Raw genomic sequence first — 15,092 nt, forward strand, 5'->3', positions numbered from 1 at the left:
GACATGGATCTGGCGTGGGTGCGGCAGCATGTGCGGCAGGCGGCTGCCGAGATCGGTTTCGGGCTGGTGGAGCAGACGAAACTGATCACAGCGGCCAGCGAGCTCGCACGCAACACACTCGTCCACGGCGGAGGCGGACAGGTGGAGTTCGCCTTCCTGGGCAACGGCCGCGCCCGTGGTCTGCGCCTGTCCTTCATCGACGAGGGGCCGGGCATCCCCGACATCGAGCGGGCCCTCACCGACGGCTACACCTCGGGCGGCGGTCTCGGCCTCGGGCTCGGCGGAGCCCGGCGGCTGGTCCACGAGTTCTCGATCGACTCCCGTCCCGGCCAAGGCACCCGGGTCACCGTGATCTGCTGGGCCGCCGGACCGCCGCGGCCCCGCGAGGAGGTCCGTTGACCCACGTCTGGGATGTGCCCGTGTACGACTCGACCCGGGTTCGGGACGTCGCGGTGGCGGCGCAGGAAGCCTGCCGCCACGCGGGGTTCGACGACGCCCGTACGGCCGCGGCCGTGCTCGTCGCCACCGAGCTCGCCACCAATCTGCTCAAGCACGCGGGCGGCGGTCAGGTCCTCATCGAGACGGTGGACGCGGACCTCACCTCGGAGGCGGCTGCTCGAGGGCCGGCGCTGCAGATCGTCGCGATCGATCACGGCCCGGGCATCCCCGACCTCGCGGCCGCGCTGGGCGACGGCTTCTCCACCACGTCCTCGCTGGGTGCCGGACTCGGCACCTGCCGGCGCATAGCGGACGACTTCGACGTGCACAGCGCGCCCGGGAGGGGCACCGTCGCCCTGGCCCGGATAAGGGCCGGGTCCGGTCGCCGGCGGCGCGGGCACGTCCGGCACGACCAGGGCCCGGTGCGGGCCGGCGGCGTCAACATCGCCCTGGTGGGACCCCAGTCGGGTGACGGCTGGGCGTGTGTGAGGTTCGGCGAGCGGGTCACGCTGCTCCTCGCCGACGGGCTGGGGCACGGCCCGGCCGCTGCCGAGGCGTCCGACGCGGCGGTCCAGCAGCTGCGGGACAGCTCCCATCTGCCGCCGGCGGAGCTGCTCGCCGTCCTGCACACGGTGCTGCGCAGCACCCGGGGCGCCGCCGTCGCCGTCGCCCAGGTCGACCTCGCAGAAGGGACTCTGGAGTTCTCCGGCATCGGCAACATCGGCGCCCGGTTCCGTTCCGGCGGCGGCTGGCAGCACCTGCTGTCGCATCCCGGCATAGTCGGCGCACACCGACCGGCGCACATCCCCTGCCGGCGGCTGCCCTGGTCACCCGACTGTCTCCTCGTCCTGCACAGCGACGGACTGCCCAGCCGGTGGTCCCTGCGGGAGGACGTGCCCTCCGCGGAGCTGGACCCCGGGGTGACGGCCGCCGTGATCGTGCGGGACGCCAGCAGCGCCGCCCGGCCCGTCCGCGACGACACCACGGTGACCGTGCTGTCCCCCACACCGCCGAAGCGTGAACCATGACCCACACCTGGCAGATCATCACCGTCGTCGATGCCGCCCGGGCCCGGATCGCCACCGCCCGGCTCGCGGCCGATCTCGGTGTCTCCGTCGTCGACCGCACCCGCCTGGTCACCGCGCTCACCGAGCAACTGCGCCAGTGCCTCACCAAGGGCGGCGCGTGGCGGCTGACCCTCGGGACCACTCCCCCGTCGCGGGGCGAGGAGCAGCCACGGCTGTGGGTCACCGTCCGTCCCGACCCGGACGAGCGCCCCCACGAGGAACCGACGTGGCAGGCGCAGATTCCGGCACCGGAACGGGGCGGCCGGGCGGACACGGTGGCGGTGCGCGCCTCCCCGCCGGCCCTGGCCGAGGCGCTGTTCAGTGCCGACGACGACACCGGGCGCGTCCTGGAGGCACTGACGGAACAGGAGGCGCTGGTCGCCTTCCACCGTGAGGAGCTGCACCAGACGAACCAGGGCGTCCTCGCGCTCCACGCCGAGCTCGACGCCGCCGGCCAGGCGCAGCGCGAGCTGTTCGCCGCCGAGCGGGCCGCGCGCACGGAGGCCGAGGAGGCGCGCCGCCGGCTCACCTTCCTCGCCGACGCCAGCGCGGCACTGACGGCATCCCTGAACCACGGCGAGATCGTCCGCCTGCTCCCCGAGCTGCTCACCCCGACGTACGCGCGGACCGCCGACGTATGGCTGCTCGGCGACGACGAGGCGGAGCCGAGCCACGCGCCCCGCCCGGCCGCCGCCGTGCTCGCCGCCCGCACGGGCCGCCCGCAGTACGCGGCGCCCCAGCCGGGCGGTCTGCCCGGCGTGGAGGACCGGCCGCCCTCCGCCTTGCACCCCACCCGGCCGCTGCTGTGCCTGCCCCTGTCGGCCCGGCAGGTGCCGCTCGGCGTCATCACCCTCACCCCGCCCGGCGACCGGTGGGATCCGGACGACGCCGTGATGCTGATCGAACTGGCCCGCAGGGCCGCCATCGCGATCGACAACGCCCAGCGCTTCGAGCACAGCCGCGACATCGCCGAGACGCTGCAGCGGGCGCTGCTCACCGAGCTGCCCGCCACCCCCGGGCTCCGGCTCGCCGCCCGCTATCTGCCGGCGACCCACGGTCTCAACATCGGCGGCGACTGGTACGACGCCTTCCGGCAGCCCGACGGGAGCCTGATCGCGGTCATCGGCGATGTCACCGGACACGGGCTGCACGCGGCGGTGATGATGAGCCAGCTGCGGACGGCCCTGCGCGCGTACGCCGTCGACGGGGGCAGCCCGGGCCGGCTCCTCACCCGGCTGCACCTGTTCCTGCACCATCTGCAGCCGGATCTGTACGCCACCGCGGTGATCGCCCGTTTCCGGCCCGGGGAACCGGTGCTGACCTGGGCCGCGGCCGGTCATCCGCCCCCGGTGCTGCGTACGCCCGACGGCCGGGTGCACACCCTGGACGCCAAGCCGGGCGCCATGCTGGGCGTTCCGGTGCGGCAGGAGATCGAGGACCACACCGCTCCCCTGCCCCCCGGCTCGACGCTGGCCCTGTACACGGACGGCCTGGTGGAGCGGCGGGCGTACGGCATCGACCCGGGCATCGAGCGTCTCACCGAGGCGATGTCCACGCTCGCCGTACCGGACCGGAACGGCGGCCTGGAGGGCGCCGCGGACCGGGTACTCGAGCCGATGCTGAGGGACTCGGAGGGCGAGGACGACGTGTGCCTCTTGTTGTGTCACGTGGACACCGAGACCGCTGAGAACGCCGGTACGGCCGGGGAGCCGCCCGTACCGTGATCCTGGATGCGTATCCTCCGGCTTTCTGGCAACCGTCATAAGGGGGGCCGGGCGACAGCGCGACGAACGACGAGAACCGGCCGGAGTGCCGGCCGGGGGAAGGACGGCATGGCAACCGAGCCGCGTTGGGACAAGGCCTGGCCGTTCGAGACGGTCGAGGCCCTGGTGGCGGACTTCGGCGGTGACCTGCCCGACGTCACCGGGGCACGGCTGGCCGCCGAGGAATTTCTGCGACGGCTGGCGCGGGCTTCGCCTCCGACGAGTCCCGAGTACTGGAACGACATACTCCTGGTCGTCGACGAGCTGGCGGCGAACGCCGTCCAGTACGCGCCCGGGCCGTTCGGCCTGCGGATGCGTCCGACGTACGACGGTGTCCATGTGACGCTGCACGACACCAGTACGACGCCTCCGGCACCGCGTCCCTTCAAACCGGGCCAGAGCGGAGGCATCGGCTGGCACCTGGTGCACACGCTGTGCCACCAGGTGAGCGTGGTCGTCCAGCCGGAGGGCAAGGACGTGCACGTGTTCCTGCCCTGGTAGGGCGCGGGCTCTTCCGGTTCGCGCCCTGCCGAGGCTGGAGCCCCCCGCGGTGCCGTCGGCCGGCCGACGGTGCGCGCGGGGCCGCTGGTGGGATCAGGCCGCCCGCCACCGCGACCCGGAGCCGTCCGGGGCGGTGCTGCCGGCGGCCCGCATGTCTCCGGCCTTCTGTGCCGTGGGCTTCTCGCGCACCCGGGGCCCGGTGTCGGCGCCGTCCGTGCCGTCCGGGGAGGAGGGGGGCACGGCGCGCAGCCGACGGCGTCCGGCGCCGCGGGCCTTCCTGGTGCCGCCCGGGGTGAGCAGGCGTTCCTCATAGCTGCCGAGCGCGAGCATGAGGCACAGCATGGACACCGGCATGAGCAGGGCTACGGCGATCATGTGGGCTCCTTCACAGGGCGTCCTGTTCCGCGTTGCCCCGCTTCGCCCTTGGAAACACGATTCAGCCGAGTGGCACGAGCACGCTGACGGTCTTGCCGTCCACGCGGGGCTCGATGACGATGTCGCGCGCCAGCTTGATGATCAACGGCCAGCCGAACCCGCCCCGGTCCTGCCTGTGGGGAAGCTCGCCGGTACCGAACGCCACGGAGGGAATGTCCGGGCTGCGGTCGCGCACGACGAGGCGGACGCCCTCCCGTGTGGGGACGGCCTCGAAACCGGCGAGTCCGCCCCCGTGGCGGATGGCGTTGGACACCAGTTCCGAGGTGACGAGCAGCAGGTCGGTGACGGCCTGCTCGGCCGGCCGCACGGGCGCGGTGTCCCAGTGGCTCCGGACGACCGCGAGCACGTGCGCGCGCGCCGTGGCCGCGCTGGTCACCGGGTCGCAGGGCGGGGACGGGTCGCTCTGCCGCACGCCGTCGGGCGTGTGCACGTGCCGCGGGCGTACGGGGGCGCTGGTGTCGCGCTCGTCGGCGGCTCCCGGGTTCCCGCCGTCCCGCGGGGGAAGGTCCACCGGTTTCATTGCGTACGCAAGGAGTCGGGCAGGCCTGCGGGGCCCGTGGCGTCGCGGGGACAGCACCGGGCCTCGGAGCCTGTGTCGAGGGTCGGCGTGGCGTGGTGTCGTTCGTTCATCGCCCCACGCATACCCGTCCGTGGGCGAGCCATGAGTACGAATAAATGCTCGGCGCGAGATCTGTCGCCCTCGGCCGACCGGTTCGCAGGGTCGGCGAGCCTTCCGCAGGCCTCTGGTGACCGGTCCGCAGGCCTCTGGCGACCGGTCCGCAGGCCTCTGGTGACCGGTCCACAGGCCTCTGGTGACCGGTCCGACGCCTCACCCGGCCAGTGCGGCGGCGAGTTCGGCGGCGGCCTCGACGAGTTCGACGTCCTGCTCCGCGAGCAGTTGACGCAGTACCCCCCGGTCGGCGCGCACGGCACGGCGGGCCGCGCGCTCCCACCCCACGTAGTCCTGAGGGTAGTTGAGCAGTTTGGGGTAGGCCGAGGCGGTGCTCTCCCACTGGTGGGCGTCGGCGATGCTCCTCAGCAGGTGAAGGATCTCCACACGGCAGGTCACCTGGGGAAGCCGGGCCAGCTCCCACAGGAACGGGACCGTGGCCGCCGTGGCCTGGTCGACGACGAAGCCGTACTGGCAGATGCGCTCCCGCAGGTGGCCGAGTGCCGCCCGGGCGGTGGGCTCGTCGCCGCGGGCCACGTCGTGGAGCAGGACCGGGATGGCCTCGGCGGAGCCGCTGGAGTCCTTGATGGAGTCCCACGGCACGTGCCCCAGGTCCTTCAGTGATGTGGCCATTTCCACTCCCGCAGACAGTGTGGGGCCAAGAACGACACGGCATTGCTACGACACGGCACCGCTCTGACGGGACGTCAGCACGCGGACGTCTGTGAAGCGGTGGACGCCGCCGCTATTATCCACGCAGTCAGTACCGTCGTGCAATTGCATGGGAAATTGCACGACGGGGAACGGAAGGAGACTGTGGTGCCTTCAGTGCCGAACGGAGTGCAGGCGGGCTCGTTGGACGCCCGCTGGATCAAGAGCGGGCACAGCAACGCCGAGGGCAACTGTGTCGAGCTGGCCCGCCTGGCCGACGGGGCCATCGCGGTGCGCAACTCGCGCGATCCGGAAGGACCAGCGCTCGTGTACACGCCCGCCGAGGTGGCCGCGTTCCTGGCAGGCGCCAAGGACGGGGAGTTCGATCATCTGGTGTGAGCCGGATCCCGTCGGTCGGGTCCTCCCGTCCCCTGCGGCACGAAGCGACGGGATACGATAATGAGGGCCTGTTGTCCGTCGGCTGACCGGGAGTCAGGATGTCCGCCTCGTCGCACCGCGCCTCCCGTCTCGAACCGTATCTCACCCGGACCCAGCCCGCTCCGACTCTTCTGAAGATGCTGGTCGGCGTGCAGTTGGCGGGCATGCGCGAGGATGCCGGCCTCTCCCAGGAGCAGGCGGCGCGGGCGCTCGGGTTCAGTCCCGCGAAGCTGTCGCGCATCGAGGCGGGCAAGGGACGCAGGCCGCCCACGGAAGACGACGTCCATGCGTTGCTGCGGCTGTACCAGGCCGAAGACCACGAGGCCTCGGTCCTGGTCCAGTTGCTGCGGCGGGCCGGTGAGCCGGGCTGGTGGCAGCGCTACGACAAGCGGCTGATGCCCGAGTGGTTCGACCGCCTGGTCGGGCTGCAGGAGGCGGCCACCGCGATCCGTACCTTCGAGATCCAGTACGTACCCGGGCTGTTACAGACCCCCGCCTACACCCGGGCCGTGGTGGAGCGCGGTCTGCCGACGGCGTCGGCCGCCGAGGTGGAGCGCCGGGTGGAGCTGCGGATGCGGCGGCGGGAGCTGCTGTCCCGTCCGGACGCCCCTCGCCTGTGGGCCGTCGTCGACGAGTCGGTGCTGCTGCGGGTGCTGGGCGGCCGCGAGGTGATGCGTGAACAGCTCGAGCACCTGGTCGAGATGGCACAGCGTCCGCATGTGACCGTGCAGGTGGTGCCGTTGGACGTGACGAACGCGTCGGCCCCGGCGATCCCGGTCACGTATCTGCGCTTCGGTGGCGCCGACCTGCCGGACATCGTCTACCTGGAGCACATCAGGAGCGCCAACTTCCTGGAGGACCGGGACGAGACGGAAGAGTACCGGGTGGTACTGGACCGGCTCGCCGACGAGGCGCTCGACCCTCGCGAGTCACTGGCCCTGCTGCGCCGGACGCTTCGGGAGCGTTACCCGGCCGGGTGACACTTCCGGTTGGGGTGACCGGGGGCGTGGGCGTCGGCGGACGCCCCCGGTGCGGGTGGCCCGTCAGCGGATGCGTCCCACTCCCCCGAACTCGATCCACTCCTGGGTGAGCTGGCGGGGGGCGACCTCGGAGTCCGGCCGCCAGGTGGAGACCTCCACCAGACCGGGCTCCAGGATGTCCATGCCGTCGAACCAGGCCTCCACGTCCTTCTCCTGGCGCACCCGCCCCCAGTGCCCCTGCGTGGCCTGGTCCATGAAGTCGGTGACGAAGTCCCGGACTTGGGCGTCCTCGCTGACGAGCTGGCACATCACCATGAAGCTGCCGGGCACGAGCCGCTCGGCCACCCGGCGGACCAGGGCGGGCGGTCCGTCGGTCTCGCTGTCCGGGATGCAGTGCATCACCGAGTTGAAGAGCACGGCGACCGGCTGCGAGAAGTCGATCAGGCGTCGGGTCTCCGGATGGTTGAAGATCGTCTCCGTGTCCCGCATGTCGGCCTGGATCACGACGGTGCGCTCGTCCTGTTCCAGCAGGGCACGGCCGTGCACCAGGACCATCGGGTCGCTGTCGACGTACACGACGTGGGACGTCGGGTCGATGCGCTGGGCGACCTGGTGGACGTTGTCCTGGGTGGGCAGTCCGGATCCGTGGTCGACGAACTGGCGGATGCCGTACTCCTCCGCCAGCGTCCGCACGACCCGCTGCAGGAACCGCCGGTTGTTCAACGCGAGCGCCCGCGTGCTGGGCACGACCTTGTCGAGCTCTTCGCACGCGGCCCGGTCGGCCGCGTAGTTGTCCTTGCCGCCCAGGTAGTAGTCGTACATACGGGCGGCCGTCGGCACCGTGGCGTCGATCGACGTGGACAACTGCCTGCCAGACTGCATCGTTCCCCCAGATCCGGGCCGCGCCGTCGAACCGGCTCGGCGGGCACACCATCCTAGGGAACCGGTGTTCGCCGCTGCCAGTCCCCGAACGAAGGACACCGCGCCAACTCCGCTACCACTCCCCCGTGTTACGGAAGAGGGCGGGAGGGACTGCCGTGGCCAGTGCGCGGTATCCCTCCGGGTTGAGGTGCAGCCAGTCGCCGACCTGGAGAGCCGGCCTGAGCCGCCGGGGGTTGTCGGGGTCACGCACGACGCGGTCGAAGTCGACGACCGCGTCGAAGTGTCCGCGGGCCCGGATCCAGGTGTTGACCGTCTGCCGGGTCGCCTCCCTGAGGCCGTCGGGGTCGTCGTACGGGGTGTTGCCGCCGAACGGCAGCACAGTGGCGCCGTACACGCGGATGCCCTGGGCGTGCGCGCGGACGACGATCTGCTGGTACGCGGCGATCAGGTCGTCGGCGACGGCGTGCTGGGCGGCCGGGGTGGCCGCGGCCGTGCCGATGTCGTTGACGCCCTCGAAGACGACCAGCCAGGCGACGCCGCTGTGGGCGAGGACGTCGCGGTCGAGGCGGGCGAGGGCATTGGGACCGAGGCCGTCGTTGAGGACGCGGTTGCCTCCGGCGGCCTGGTTGAGGACCGCGACGCCGGCGGTGGCGGGGCGCGCCCTCAGGCGGTCGTGGAGCTGGTCGGGCCAGCGGTCGTTGCCGTTGGTGGTGGAGCCGCGGCCGTCGGTGAGGGAGTCGCCGAGGACCGCGACCGCGGCGCTGGGGCGGTCAGGGACGACTTCGACGTCGCTGAGCAGGTACCAGTGGTCGACCGGAGTGGCGCCCGGAAGGTCGTCGTCGCCGGTGTGGTCGCCGGCTGTGAGGTAGGAGGTGGTGCGGGAGCCGGGGTGGGAGGTCAGGGCGAGTGACGTCTGACCGGTGGCCAGATAGGCGGTGACCGTCAGGTTCGAGCCGGGCCGCAGGGTGAAGTCCAGAGGGTCGGAGACCATCTGGGCGCCGACCGGGACGGTGATCGACTCCCGGCCGGCGAACGTCACCTCTCGCGTCGTTCCGGGCCGGACGGCGCTGACGCCGGACCGGCCGTCCGCGGGCAGTGCCACGGACACCCTGGTGAGCGGCAAGGGGGACGTGCCGAACGCGTTGGAGAACCGGAGGCGGATGCGGGAGCCCCCGACGGTGACGTGGACCGTCTGCCGCAGGGTGGTGTCGACGAGCACGGAGTCCTTGCCGGTGAAGGGCGCGGGCGGCATGTTGGCGGGCTCCGTCAGCTGCGGCATCGCCGTCCAGGTGTCGACCCAGCCACGGCCCGCCGGGGCGGTGGCGGCGGAGCGGCCGGCGTGCCGCTCCGCCGCGCCGACCACGGTGGATGTGGTGACGAGGCAGAGGGCGAGCACGCCGACGGCGAACAGCTGGGCGAGCGGCACTCTGGGCCACGGCTTCATGTTTCTCAACACGGTCACGAGCAGGGTGCCGCCTTCCTGTCGACGACGGTCTCAGTGCGGTGGCGATCTGTCATGTCGGACCTCGTTGGGCGCCGCTGAGGGGCGGACGCCGTCGCGCGGCTCGTGGGCCGGCGTCGCCCTGCGGAAAACGGCGACGGAAAGGGATGGTGACATGAACATGCGCGACATGGAAGCGCTCCCACAGAGGTCGCCGAATCCTGCCCCGACCGAAATTTTCGAGGTCAACGCCCTGGCGCGGCCCCGGCACCGACGACAACGGCCCCCCGCGCACACCCGGCGCACCGCCCCCGTAGGATCGGCCCCGGCAGGCCCCGGGACGGGCGCCGGCATCGGCGAGGACGAGGAGATCCAGTGATGGCGGGTCGTGTCGACGTGGGCGCCGAGGTCGAGGACTTCACCCTGCCGGACGAGACGGGTACGGGGCGAAGCCTGACCGAACTCCTCGCCGACGGGCCGGTCGTGCTGTTCTTCTACCCCGCCGCCCTCTCCCCGGGCTGCACTGCCGAGGCGTGCCACTTCCGGGACCTGGCCGCCGAGTTCGCGGCCGTCGGCGCGCGGCCGGTCGGCATCAGCGGGGATGCGGTCGACCGGCAGCAGGAGTTCGCCGGGCGACACACGCTCGGCTTCCCGTTGCTGTCGGACGCGGACGGCACCGTCCGGGAGCGGTTCGGGGTCAGACGGGGTCTCTCCCTGGCTCCCACCAAGCGCGCCACCTTCGTCATCGACCAGGACCGCACCATCCTGGAGGTGGTGCGCAGCGAACTGCGCATGAGCGCGCACGCCGACCGTGCGCTCGCCGCGCTGCGCGCCCGTAGCAGCTGACGGCCGGAGCGTCGACCCGCTAGATGTCACAGGTGAGTTGACCGGCCCGGACCGCTGATGCCGCAACAGGCAGCGAGCGGCCCGGGCCGGTCCGCGTGCCGGCCCGCGCCACCCCGCCTCCGGGCCGGTCCTTGCCGATCACAGGAGCTGGCCGAATGTGTTCTGCGCGAGGCGTTGACCAGAAAGCGCTTACCCTCTACGGTCCGTTCAGCAGCGTGAACCGACTGCCGTACCTCATATACGAGATGGCAGATATCGGGAGCCGGGCAACCTGAGGACCTGGGGAAGTGCACTCCCTGGATCAGCCAACCGCCCTGCACAACAAACCGCTGCGTCCGCGCGGAGTTCCATATGGCGTACACCCATCACACATCTGAACGCACGGAACGCTCCCGAAGGGACACACCCGCATGCGTACGTACCCCCCACGCACACGTTCGCGAAGAGGAGTTCTCACAGGGGCCGTCTCGGTGGCCCTCGCCGTCGCCGCCGGGCTCGCCCTGCCGCAGCCGGCCGGCGCCGCCGAGACCGCTCCGGTCGGCTTCGGTGCCGGGACGACCGGCGGCGGCAGCACCGGAGCCGTCACCGTCTCGACGCTTGCCGCGTTCAAGTCCGCCGTCACGGGCGGCTCGGCCAAGGTGGTCAGGGTGAGCGGCCTGATCGCGCTCAGCGGTCAGGTGGACGTCGGGTCCAACACCACGATCCTGGGCGTGGGTTCCTCCTCGGGGTTCACCGGTGGCGGACTCAGGCTGAAGAAGGTGTCCAACGTCGTCATCCGCAACCTGAACATCAACAAGGCGGTCAAGACGGGCGCGATCACCGTGCAGGCGTCGACGAAGGTGTGGATCGACCACAACACGCTGTCGTCCGACCGCGACCACGGCAAGGACTACTACGACGGTCTGGTCGACATCACACACGGGTCCGACTACGTCACCGTGTCCTGGAACACCTTCAAGGACCACTGGAAGGGCTCGCTCGTGGGCCACAGCGACAACAACGCGAGCGAGGACACCGGGCGCCTGCACGTGACGTACCACCACAACTACTTCAGCAACGTCAACTCGCGCATCCCCAGCCTGCGTTTCGGAACCGGCCACTTCTACAACAACTACGTGGTCGGGGCCGAGACCGCCGTGCACTCGCGCATGGGCGCCCAGATGCTCGTCGAGAACAACGTCTTCCGGAACACGCAGGTCGCCGTCACCACCGACCGGGACAGCGACGTGGACGGCTACGCCAACCTGGCCGGCAACGACCTCGGCGGAGCCGCGACCGAGATCTCGCGGGTCGGCACCTTCACCAAGCCGCCCTACGGCTACAGCGCCGAGCCCGCCTCGTCCGTCGTCGCCTCGGTGACCTCCGGCGCGGGCACCGGAAAGCTGTGACCATCCCCCACACCACAAGGAGTTCCTCCATGACGTCATCAGCACGTCCGCGCGCCCGCCGGCGCGCACTGACCGGCACTCTGGCCGCCGTCGGACTGTCGACTGTCATGATCATGACTGAAGGCGCCCTGTCCCCCGCGAGTGCCGCCATCTGGCCCACCGCGAACGGCAGCCAGGCCGTCACCAAGACCATCCCGATCTCCGGCACCAAGGACTACGGGATGAAGCGCCTCTACGGCAGCGGAGACCTGGGCACCGGCGGCCAGAACGAGGACCAGGACCCGATCCTCGATCTGGCCCCCGGCGCCGTCCTGAAGAACGTCATCATCGGCGCCCCGGCCGCGGACGGCATCCACTGCGAGGGCAGCTGCACCCTGCAGAACGTCTGGTGGGAGGACGTCGGCGAGGACGCGGCGACGTTCAAGGGCTCCTCGTCGTCCAACGTCTACACCGTCACCGGTGGGGGCGCGAAGGAAGCCAGCGACAAGGTGTTCCAGTTCAACGGCGCCGGAACGCTGAACGTGTCCAACTTCGCGGTGAAGAACTTCGGCAAGCTGGTCCGCTCGTGCGGCAACTGCAAGACGCAGTACAAGCGCACGATCAACCTCAACACCATCGAGGCGACCTACAAGGGCACCGCGCTCGTCGGGATCAACACCAACTACGGCGACAGCGCGACGCTGAAGAACATCACCATCGTCGGGGACAGCAGCAAGAAGATCGTCCCGTGCCAGAAGTACATCGGCAACAACACGGGCGCGGAACCGACGAAGAACGGCACCGGACCCGACGGCACCTACTGCAAGTACAGCGCGTCCGACATCACCTACCGCTGAGCCCGGTTCCCACCCCCCACAAAAAGGCCCGCCGCCCCGTCGTTCGGGGCGGCGGGCCCGGGCCGGCCCGGTCAGTGGGCGGGCCAGCCGTCCAGGTGGCGGTGGAGGGTGACGGTGGGCCGCTCATCGCCCTTGGGAGCGTTCGCGACCGCGTCGCGCAGCACGGTGTTCACCTCGGCGGCCAGGGCGTCGGCGCGCGTCTTGAGGTCGGTGGCCGGCAGGTTCGAGCGGGTCAGCGCGTCCAGCCGCCGGTGGATGTCGTCGAGCCGCCGCTGAGTCCCCTGGTCCAGCGTGAAGGCGCGGGGGGTGGAGACGACGAACTGGTAGGCCCCGGCGAGGGTCTGGCAGCCGTCGCAGTGCTCGTTGACCGCGTCACCCCGGTTGACCGCGGTCAGATGGGTGTGCTCCCCGGCCATCGTGACGATCTGGAAGGACAGCGCGACCGACCGGCAGTGGTCGTCGACCGAGCAGCCCACCCCGACGGCGTTCGCCTGGTTGCGTACGCTCGCGGCGTCGACCGTGCCGAGCTGGCGCACGGTGAAGGAGTCCCTGGTCTGTGCGTGGTGCCGGAAGTCGGCGCGGCTGAACGTCTGGTCCGTGGCGACCGCGGTGTGGTGCGGCATCCCGGTCGCCGCCTGCGCCGGGACGGCCGTCGCGAGTCCGGCCGCCCCCGCGGCGAACAGCCCGACGCGGACGGCGCGCCTGGTGAGGGCGGACTGCGGACGGGGTTTGCGGTGCTGGTTCATATGGTCTCCCGCTGGAGTGGTGTCGTTGGACCCCGGGCCCTGGCCGGGGCGATCAGGAGGCGGTGGGCGACGGCGATCCGGCCGGCGGCGTGCTGGAACTGACCGGCGCGGACGGGCTGTCGGCCGGGGACGACGGCGCGGACGGCGAGCCGGAGCCGGGCACCGCCGAGGCGGAGGTGGGCGGCTGCCCGCTCGGGACGGGACTGCCGGAGGGCCGGTCGGCCGTGCCCTGCGGTGACGCCTTGGAGTCGCTCGGGTGCGGACTCGCCGAAGTCGACGGGCCGGCCGCGGCCGAGGGATCGGCCGAGGCGTTCGGGGACGCCGTGCCGGACGGCACGGTGGTGGCCGTGGCCGAGGGTGTCGCGCTGTGCCGGTCCGGGAGCGTGGCGTGCCGGGCGGGCGGGGGCGAGGTGGACACGCCGGGCTGCAGGATCGGGGCGATCGGCGGTTGCTTCGGCAGCGGGCGCGGGGTCAGACCCGAGACCCAGGCATAGCTCAGGCCGCCGAGGCCGGCCAGCACCAGGGCGCACAGTGCCAGGCGCAGCCGTGGCCGGCCTGCCGTCGCCTTCGCGCCTCCCCGCCACAGGCGCCCGCCGAGCTTCACCGACAGGTAGACCACGCCGGCCATCGGGCACAGCAGCATGACGCAGCCGACCACGCCCATCAGGCCCGCCGCGATCTGGCCGTGTGCGAACGCGCCGCCGGTGCCGAGGAGTTGCTCGACCAGCGAGCGGATCATCGTGGTGGTGATCCGGGGCAGGTTCCACAGCGCGTAGCCGAGCTCGCCGATGATCAGCGGCACCATCGTCAGCACCCAGGTGGCGACGATGGCCCGCGCGGACTTCTTGAGCGCGGCGACCTCGGCACGGGCCCTGCGCCCCGCGGCGCCCGGGACCAGGCTCAGCAGGATCGGCTTGATCTTGCCGTAGAGGTCGGGGACGCCGGCGAGGTCGCCGAGGATGTAGTAGCCGTCGAGGCGTACGGCCGGCATGAGCTGTTCGAGGATCTCGAAGTGGCCGAGGTAGACGGCGGCCAGGAAGAACGCCTGGCCGCTCAGGGCGTAGGCGCCGGCCATGGCCAGCATGAACACGACGTTGAAGTAGACGCCGCCGAGGTCGGTGCGGAGCCGGCCGCTCCTGCCGATGCGATAGACGTCGGTGACGTCCGTGTACATCGAGGGCCAGATCAGGAACAGCCCGCAGCCGATGCAGCCGGGCCGGGCGCCGCCGTAGCGGCAGGCGGAGGCGTGGCCGAACTCGTGGAACACCAGGGAGGCCACGGTCAGCACGAACACGACGAGCAGCAGGACCGGTTGGTCCAGCACCTGCAGCACGGGGGTGATCGCGCCGAAGAACACGAACAGCCACACGTCCAGGACGGCGATGCCCGCGAGCATGGCCGCCACGACCAGGGGGCGGTGCAGCCAGGCGAGCGCGCGGGCGATCTTGGCCACGCGCCGCTCGTCGAACAGGACGCGGTGGCCCTTGAGCGCGAGGAGCAGGTCCGACCGGGGCGCGGAGACCTGGTCGTCCTCCTGGCCCTCGGGGACCGTCACGCCGAGTGGCTCCAGCTTGTTCTCGATCAGATAGCGGATGTTGTCCGCACTGACCTCGCGTCCGAACCGGGCGCTGACCCGGTGGGCGATCGTCTCCAGGTCGCGGCTGCCGTCGATCGACGACGCGACCAGATGCAGCAGCCGTGTGAGCTGCACGACCTGCCCGTCCCCCCGACGGGCGATGTACCTGGGCTCGGTGAACCCTGATCCCTGGTACTCGCCGTGCAGCCGGAGCCCGGCGCTCAGCCGCGGTACGAGCGGCTTCTCCGGGCCGACGACGGGGAGGTCGCCGGTGGCGACCTGCTCGTACGTCACCGGGATTCCCCCTGGCCCCGGCACCGGTCCGGTGTCGTACAGTGCCGCGGCGTTGTCCCCCAGCAGCGTCATGTGCGCCTTTCCTCCCCCCGGGTGCGGACCGCGCCTGCCCCCGGCGCGGTCCGCGGAACGTGCCCTCG

General features: G+C 71.6%; 16 protein-coding genes. 9 read left to right on the forward strand and 7 right to left on the reverse strand.

The genetic code is table 11. The features are described from left to right. Positions 1-3 precede the first annotated feature (3 nt). The 4 genes from ACIRC0_RS25955 to ACIRC0_RS25970 all read left to right on the forward strand — a co-directional run bounded on the left by ACIRC0_RS25955 (position 4) and on the right by ACIRC0_RS25970 (position 3,769). Positions 4-399, forward strand: coding sequence for an anti-sigma regulatory factor (locus ACIRC0_RS25955; RefSeq protein WP_403620357.1), 396 nt, complete (start codon positions 4-6; stop codon positions 397-399). Beyond that, positions 396-1,466: a SpoIIE family protein phosphatase gene (locus ACIRC0_RS25960; protein WP_403619900.1), complete on the forward strand. Its 1,071-nt coding sequence runs from the start codon at positions 396-398 to the stop codon at positions 1,464-1,466. The genes ACIRC0_RS25955 and ACIRC0_RS25960 overlap by 4 nt, the downstream gene beginning before the upstream one ends. Next, the gene (locus ACIRC0_RS25965) at positions 1,463-3,229 is read left to right on the forward strand and encodes a PP2C family protein-serine/threonine phosphatase (protein WP_403619903.1); all 1,767 of its coding nucleotides are present in this window, start codon (positions 1,463-1,465) and stop codon (positions 3,227-3,229) included. The genes ACIRC0_RS25960 and ACIRC0_RS25965 overlap by 4 nt, the downstream gene beginning before the upstream one ends. Positions 3,230-3,337: 108 nt before the next feature. Further along, positions 3,338-3,769: an ATP-binding protein gene (locus ACIRC0_RS25970; RefSeq protein ID WP_200422979.1), complete on the forward strand. Its 432-nt coding sequence runs from the start codon at positions 3,338-3,340 to the stop codon at positions 3,767-3,769. A 93-nt stretch (positions 3,770-3,862) separates the two neighbouring features. Here ACIRC0_RS25970 and ACIRC0_RS25975 read toward each other — a convergent pair whose 3' ends face one another. The 3 genes from ACIRC0_RS25975 to ACIRC0_RS25985 all read right to left on the reverse strand — a co-directional run bounded on the left by ACIRC0_RS25975 (position 3,863) and on the right by ACIRC0_RS25985 (position 5,507). Continuing rightward, on the reverse strand, positions 3,863-4,144 hold the full coding sequence (locus ACIRC0_RS25975; protein ID WP_403619906.1) for a hypothetical protein: 282 nt from the start codon (positions 4,142-4,144) through the stop codon (positions 3,863-3,865). A 61-nt stretch (positions 4,145-4,205) separates the two neighbouring features. Then, positions 4,206-4,715, reverse strand: a complete 510-nt coding sequence (locus ACIRC0_RS25980; RefSeq protein ID WP_403619909.1) for an ATP-binding protein — start codon at positions 4,713-4,715, stop codon at positions 4,206-4,208. Positions 4,716-5,033: 318 nt separating this feature from the next. Continuing rightward, on the reverse strand, positions 5,034-5,507 hold the full coding sequence (locus ACIRC0_RS25985; protein ID WP_366029019.1) for a hypothetical protein: 474 nt from the start codon (positions 5,505-5,507) through the stop codon (positions 5,034-5,036). 186 nt (positions 5,508-5,693) lie between these two features. On the opposite strand from ACIRC0_RS25985, the gene ACIRC0_RS25990 reads away from it, so the two are divergent. Both ACIRC0_RS25990 and ACIRC0_RS25995 read left to right on the forward strand, forming a co-directional pair. Then, complete coding sequence (locus ACIRC0_RS25990; RefSeq protein WP_200422981.1) at positions 5,694-5,924, forward strand: DUF397 domain-containing protein; 231 nt, start codon at positions 5,694-5,696, stop codon at positions 5,922-5,924. A 98-nt stretch (positions 5,925-6,022) separates the two neighbouring features. Further along, positions 6,023-6,943, forward strand: coding sequence for a helix-turn-helix domain-containing protein (locus tag ACIRC0_RS25995; protein WP_403619912.1), 921 nt, complete (start codon positions 6,023-6,025; stop codon positions 6,941-6,943). A 63-nt stretch (positions 6,944-7,006) separates the two neighbouring features. Here the strand turns inward: ACIRC0_RS25995 and ACIRC0_RS26000 are convergent, their stop codons facing one another. Both ACIRC0_RS26000 and ACIRC0_RS26005 read right to left on the reverse strand, forming a co-directional pair. Then, positions 7,007-7,825 (reverse strand): SAM-dependent methyltransferase, encoded by an 819-nt coding sequence (locus tag ACIRC0_RS26000; RefSeq protein WP_403619916.1) that lies wholly within the window; start codon positions 7,823-7,825, stop codon positions 7,007-7,009. Positions 7,826-7,937: 112 nt separating this feature from the next. Beyond that, the gene (locus tag ACIRC0_RS26005) at positions 7,938-9,269 is read right to left on the reverse strand and encodes an SGNH/GDSL hydrolase family protein (protein WP_403620359.1); all 1,332 of its coding nucleotides are present in this window, start codon (positions 9,267-9,269) and stop codon (positions 7,938-7,940) included. A gap of 375 nt (positions 9,270-9,644) precedes the next feature. Between ACIRC0_RS26005 and ACIRC0_RS26010 the strand changes: the two genes are divergently transcribed. The 3 genes from ACIRC0_RS26010 to ACIRC0_RS26020 all read left to right on the forward strand — a co-directional run bounded on the left by ACIRC0_RS26010 (position 9,645) and on the right by ACIRC0_RS26020 (position 12,336). Beyond that, a complete protein-coding gene (locus ACIRC0_RS26010; RefSeq protein WP_403619919.1) occupies positions 9,645-10,112 on the forward strand; it encodes a peroxiredoxin in 468 nt (155 codons plus the stop codon). Between the two features lie 410 nt (positions 10,113-10,522). Further along, a complete protein-coding gene (locus ACIRC0_RS26015; protein WP_403619922.1) occupies positions 10,523-11,500 on the forward strand; it encodes a polysaccharide lyase family 1 protein in 978 nt (325 codons plus the stop codon). 29 nt (positions 11,501-11,529) lie between these two features. Then, positions 11,530-12,336, forward strand: coding sequence for a pectate lyase (locus ACIRC0_RS26020; RefSeq protein ID WP_403619924.1), 807 nt, complete (start codon positions 11,530-11,532; stop codon positions 12,334-12,336). A gap of 71 nt (positions 12,337-12,407) precedes the next feature. Here ACIRC0_RS26020 and ACIRC0_RS26025 read toward each other — a convergent pair whose 3' ends face one another. Beyond that, positions 12,408-13,082, reverse strand: coding sequence for a hypothetical protein (locus ACIRC0_RS26025; RefSeq protein WP_403619927.1), 675 nt, complete (start codon positions 13,080-13,082; stop codon positions 12,408-12,410). Positions 13,083-13,134: 52 nt separating this feature from the next. After that, positions 13,135-15,024: a hypothetical protein gene (locus tag ACIRC0_RS26030; RefSeq protein WP_403619930.1), complete on the reverse strand. Its 1,890-nt coding sequence runs from the start codon at positions 15,022-15,024 to the stop codon at positions 13,135-13,137. Between the last annotated feature and the right edge of the window lie 68 nt (positions 15,025-15,092).

The organism is Streptomyces sp. NPDC093984 (assembly GCF_044764595.1).
Taxonomy (GTDB): Bacteria; Actinomycetota; Actinomycetes; order Streptomycetales; family Streptomycetaceae; genus Streptomyces; species Streptomyces cynarae.

Excerpts from the sequence above, each read along its gene's own strand:
- ACIRC0_RS25955 (WP_403620357.1), top strand. The coding sequence starts at position 4 with ATGGATCTGGCGTGGGTGCGGCAGCATGTGCGGCAGGCGGCTGCCGAG.
- ACIRC0_RS25965 (WP_403619903.1), top strand. The coding sequence starts at position 1,463 with ATGACCCACACCTGGCAGATCATCACCGTCGTCGATGCCGCCCGGGCC.
- ACIRC0_RS25970 (WP_200422979.1), top strand. The coding sequence starts at position 3,338 with ATGGCAACCGAGCCGCGTTGGGACAAGGCCTGGCCGTTCGAGACGGTC.
- ACIRC0_RS25975 (WP_403619906.1), bottom strand. The coding sequence starts at position 4,144 with ATGATCGCCGTAGCCCTGCTCATGCCGGTGTCCATGCTGTGCCTCATG.
- ACIRC0_RS25985 (WP_366029019.1), bottom strand. The coding sequence starts at position 5,507 with ATGGCCACATCACTGAAGGACCTGGGGCACGTGCCGTGGGACTCCATC.
- ACIRC0_RS25995 (WP_403619912.1), top strand. The coding sequence starts at position 6,023 with ATGTCCGCCTCGTCGCACCGCGCCTCCCGTCTCGAACCGTATCTCACC.
- ACIRC0_RS26000 (WP_403619916.1), bottom strand. The coding sequence starts at position 7,825 with ATGCAGTCTGGCAGGCAGTTGTCCACGTCGATCGACGCCACGGTGCCG.
- ACIRC0_RS26005 (WP_403620359.1), bottom strand. The coding sequence starts at position 9,269 with ATGAAGCCGTGGCCCAGAGTGCCGCTCGCCCAGCTGTTCGCCGTCGGC.
- ACIRC0_RS26010 (WP_403619919.1), top strand. The coding sequence starts at position 9,645 with ATGGCGGGTCGTGTCGACGTGGGCGCCGAGGTCGAGGACTTCACCCTG.
- ACIRC0_RS26015 (WP_403619922.1), top strand. The coding sequence starts at position 10,523 with ATGCGTACGTACCCCCCACGCACACGTTCGCGAAGAGGAGTTCTCACA.
- ACIRC0_RS26020 (WP_403619924.1), top strand. The coding sequence starts at position 11,530 with ATGACGTCATCAGCACGTCCGCGCGCCCGCCGGCGCGCACTGACCGGC.
- ACIRC0_RS26025 (WP_403619927.1), bottom strand. The coding sequence starts at position 13,082 with ATGAACCAGCACCGCAAACCCCGTCCGCAGTCCGCCCTCACCAGGCGC.
- ACIRC0_RS26030 (WP_403619930.1), bottom strand. The coding sequence starts at position 15,024 with ATGACGCTGCTGGGGGACAACGCCGCGGCACTGTACGACACCGGACCG.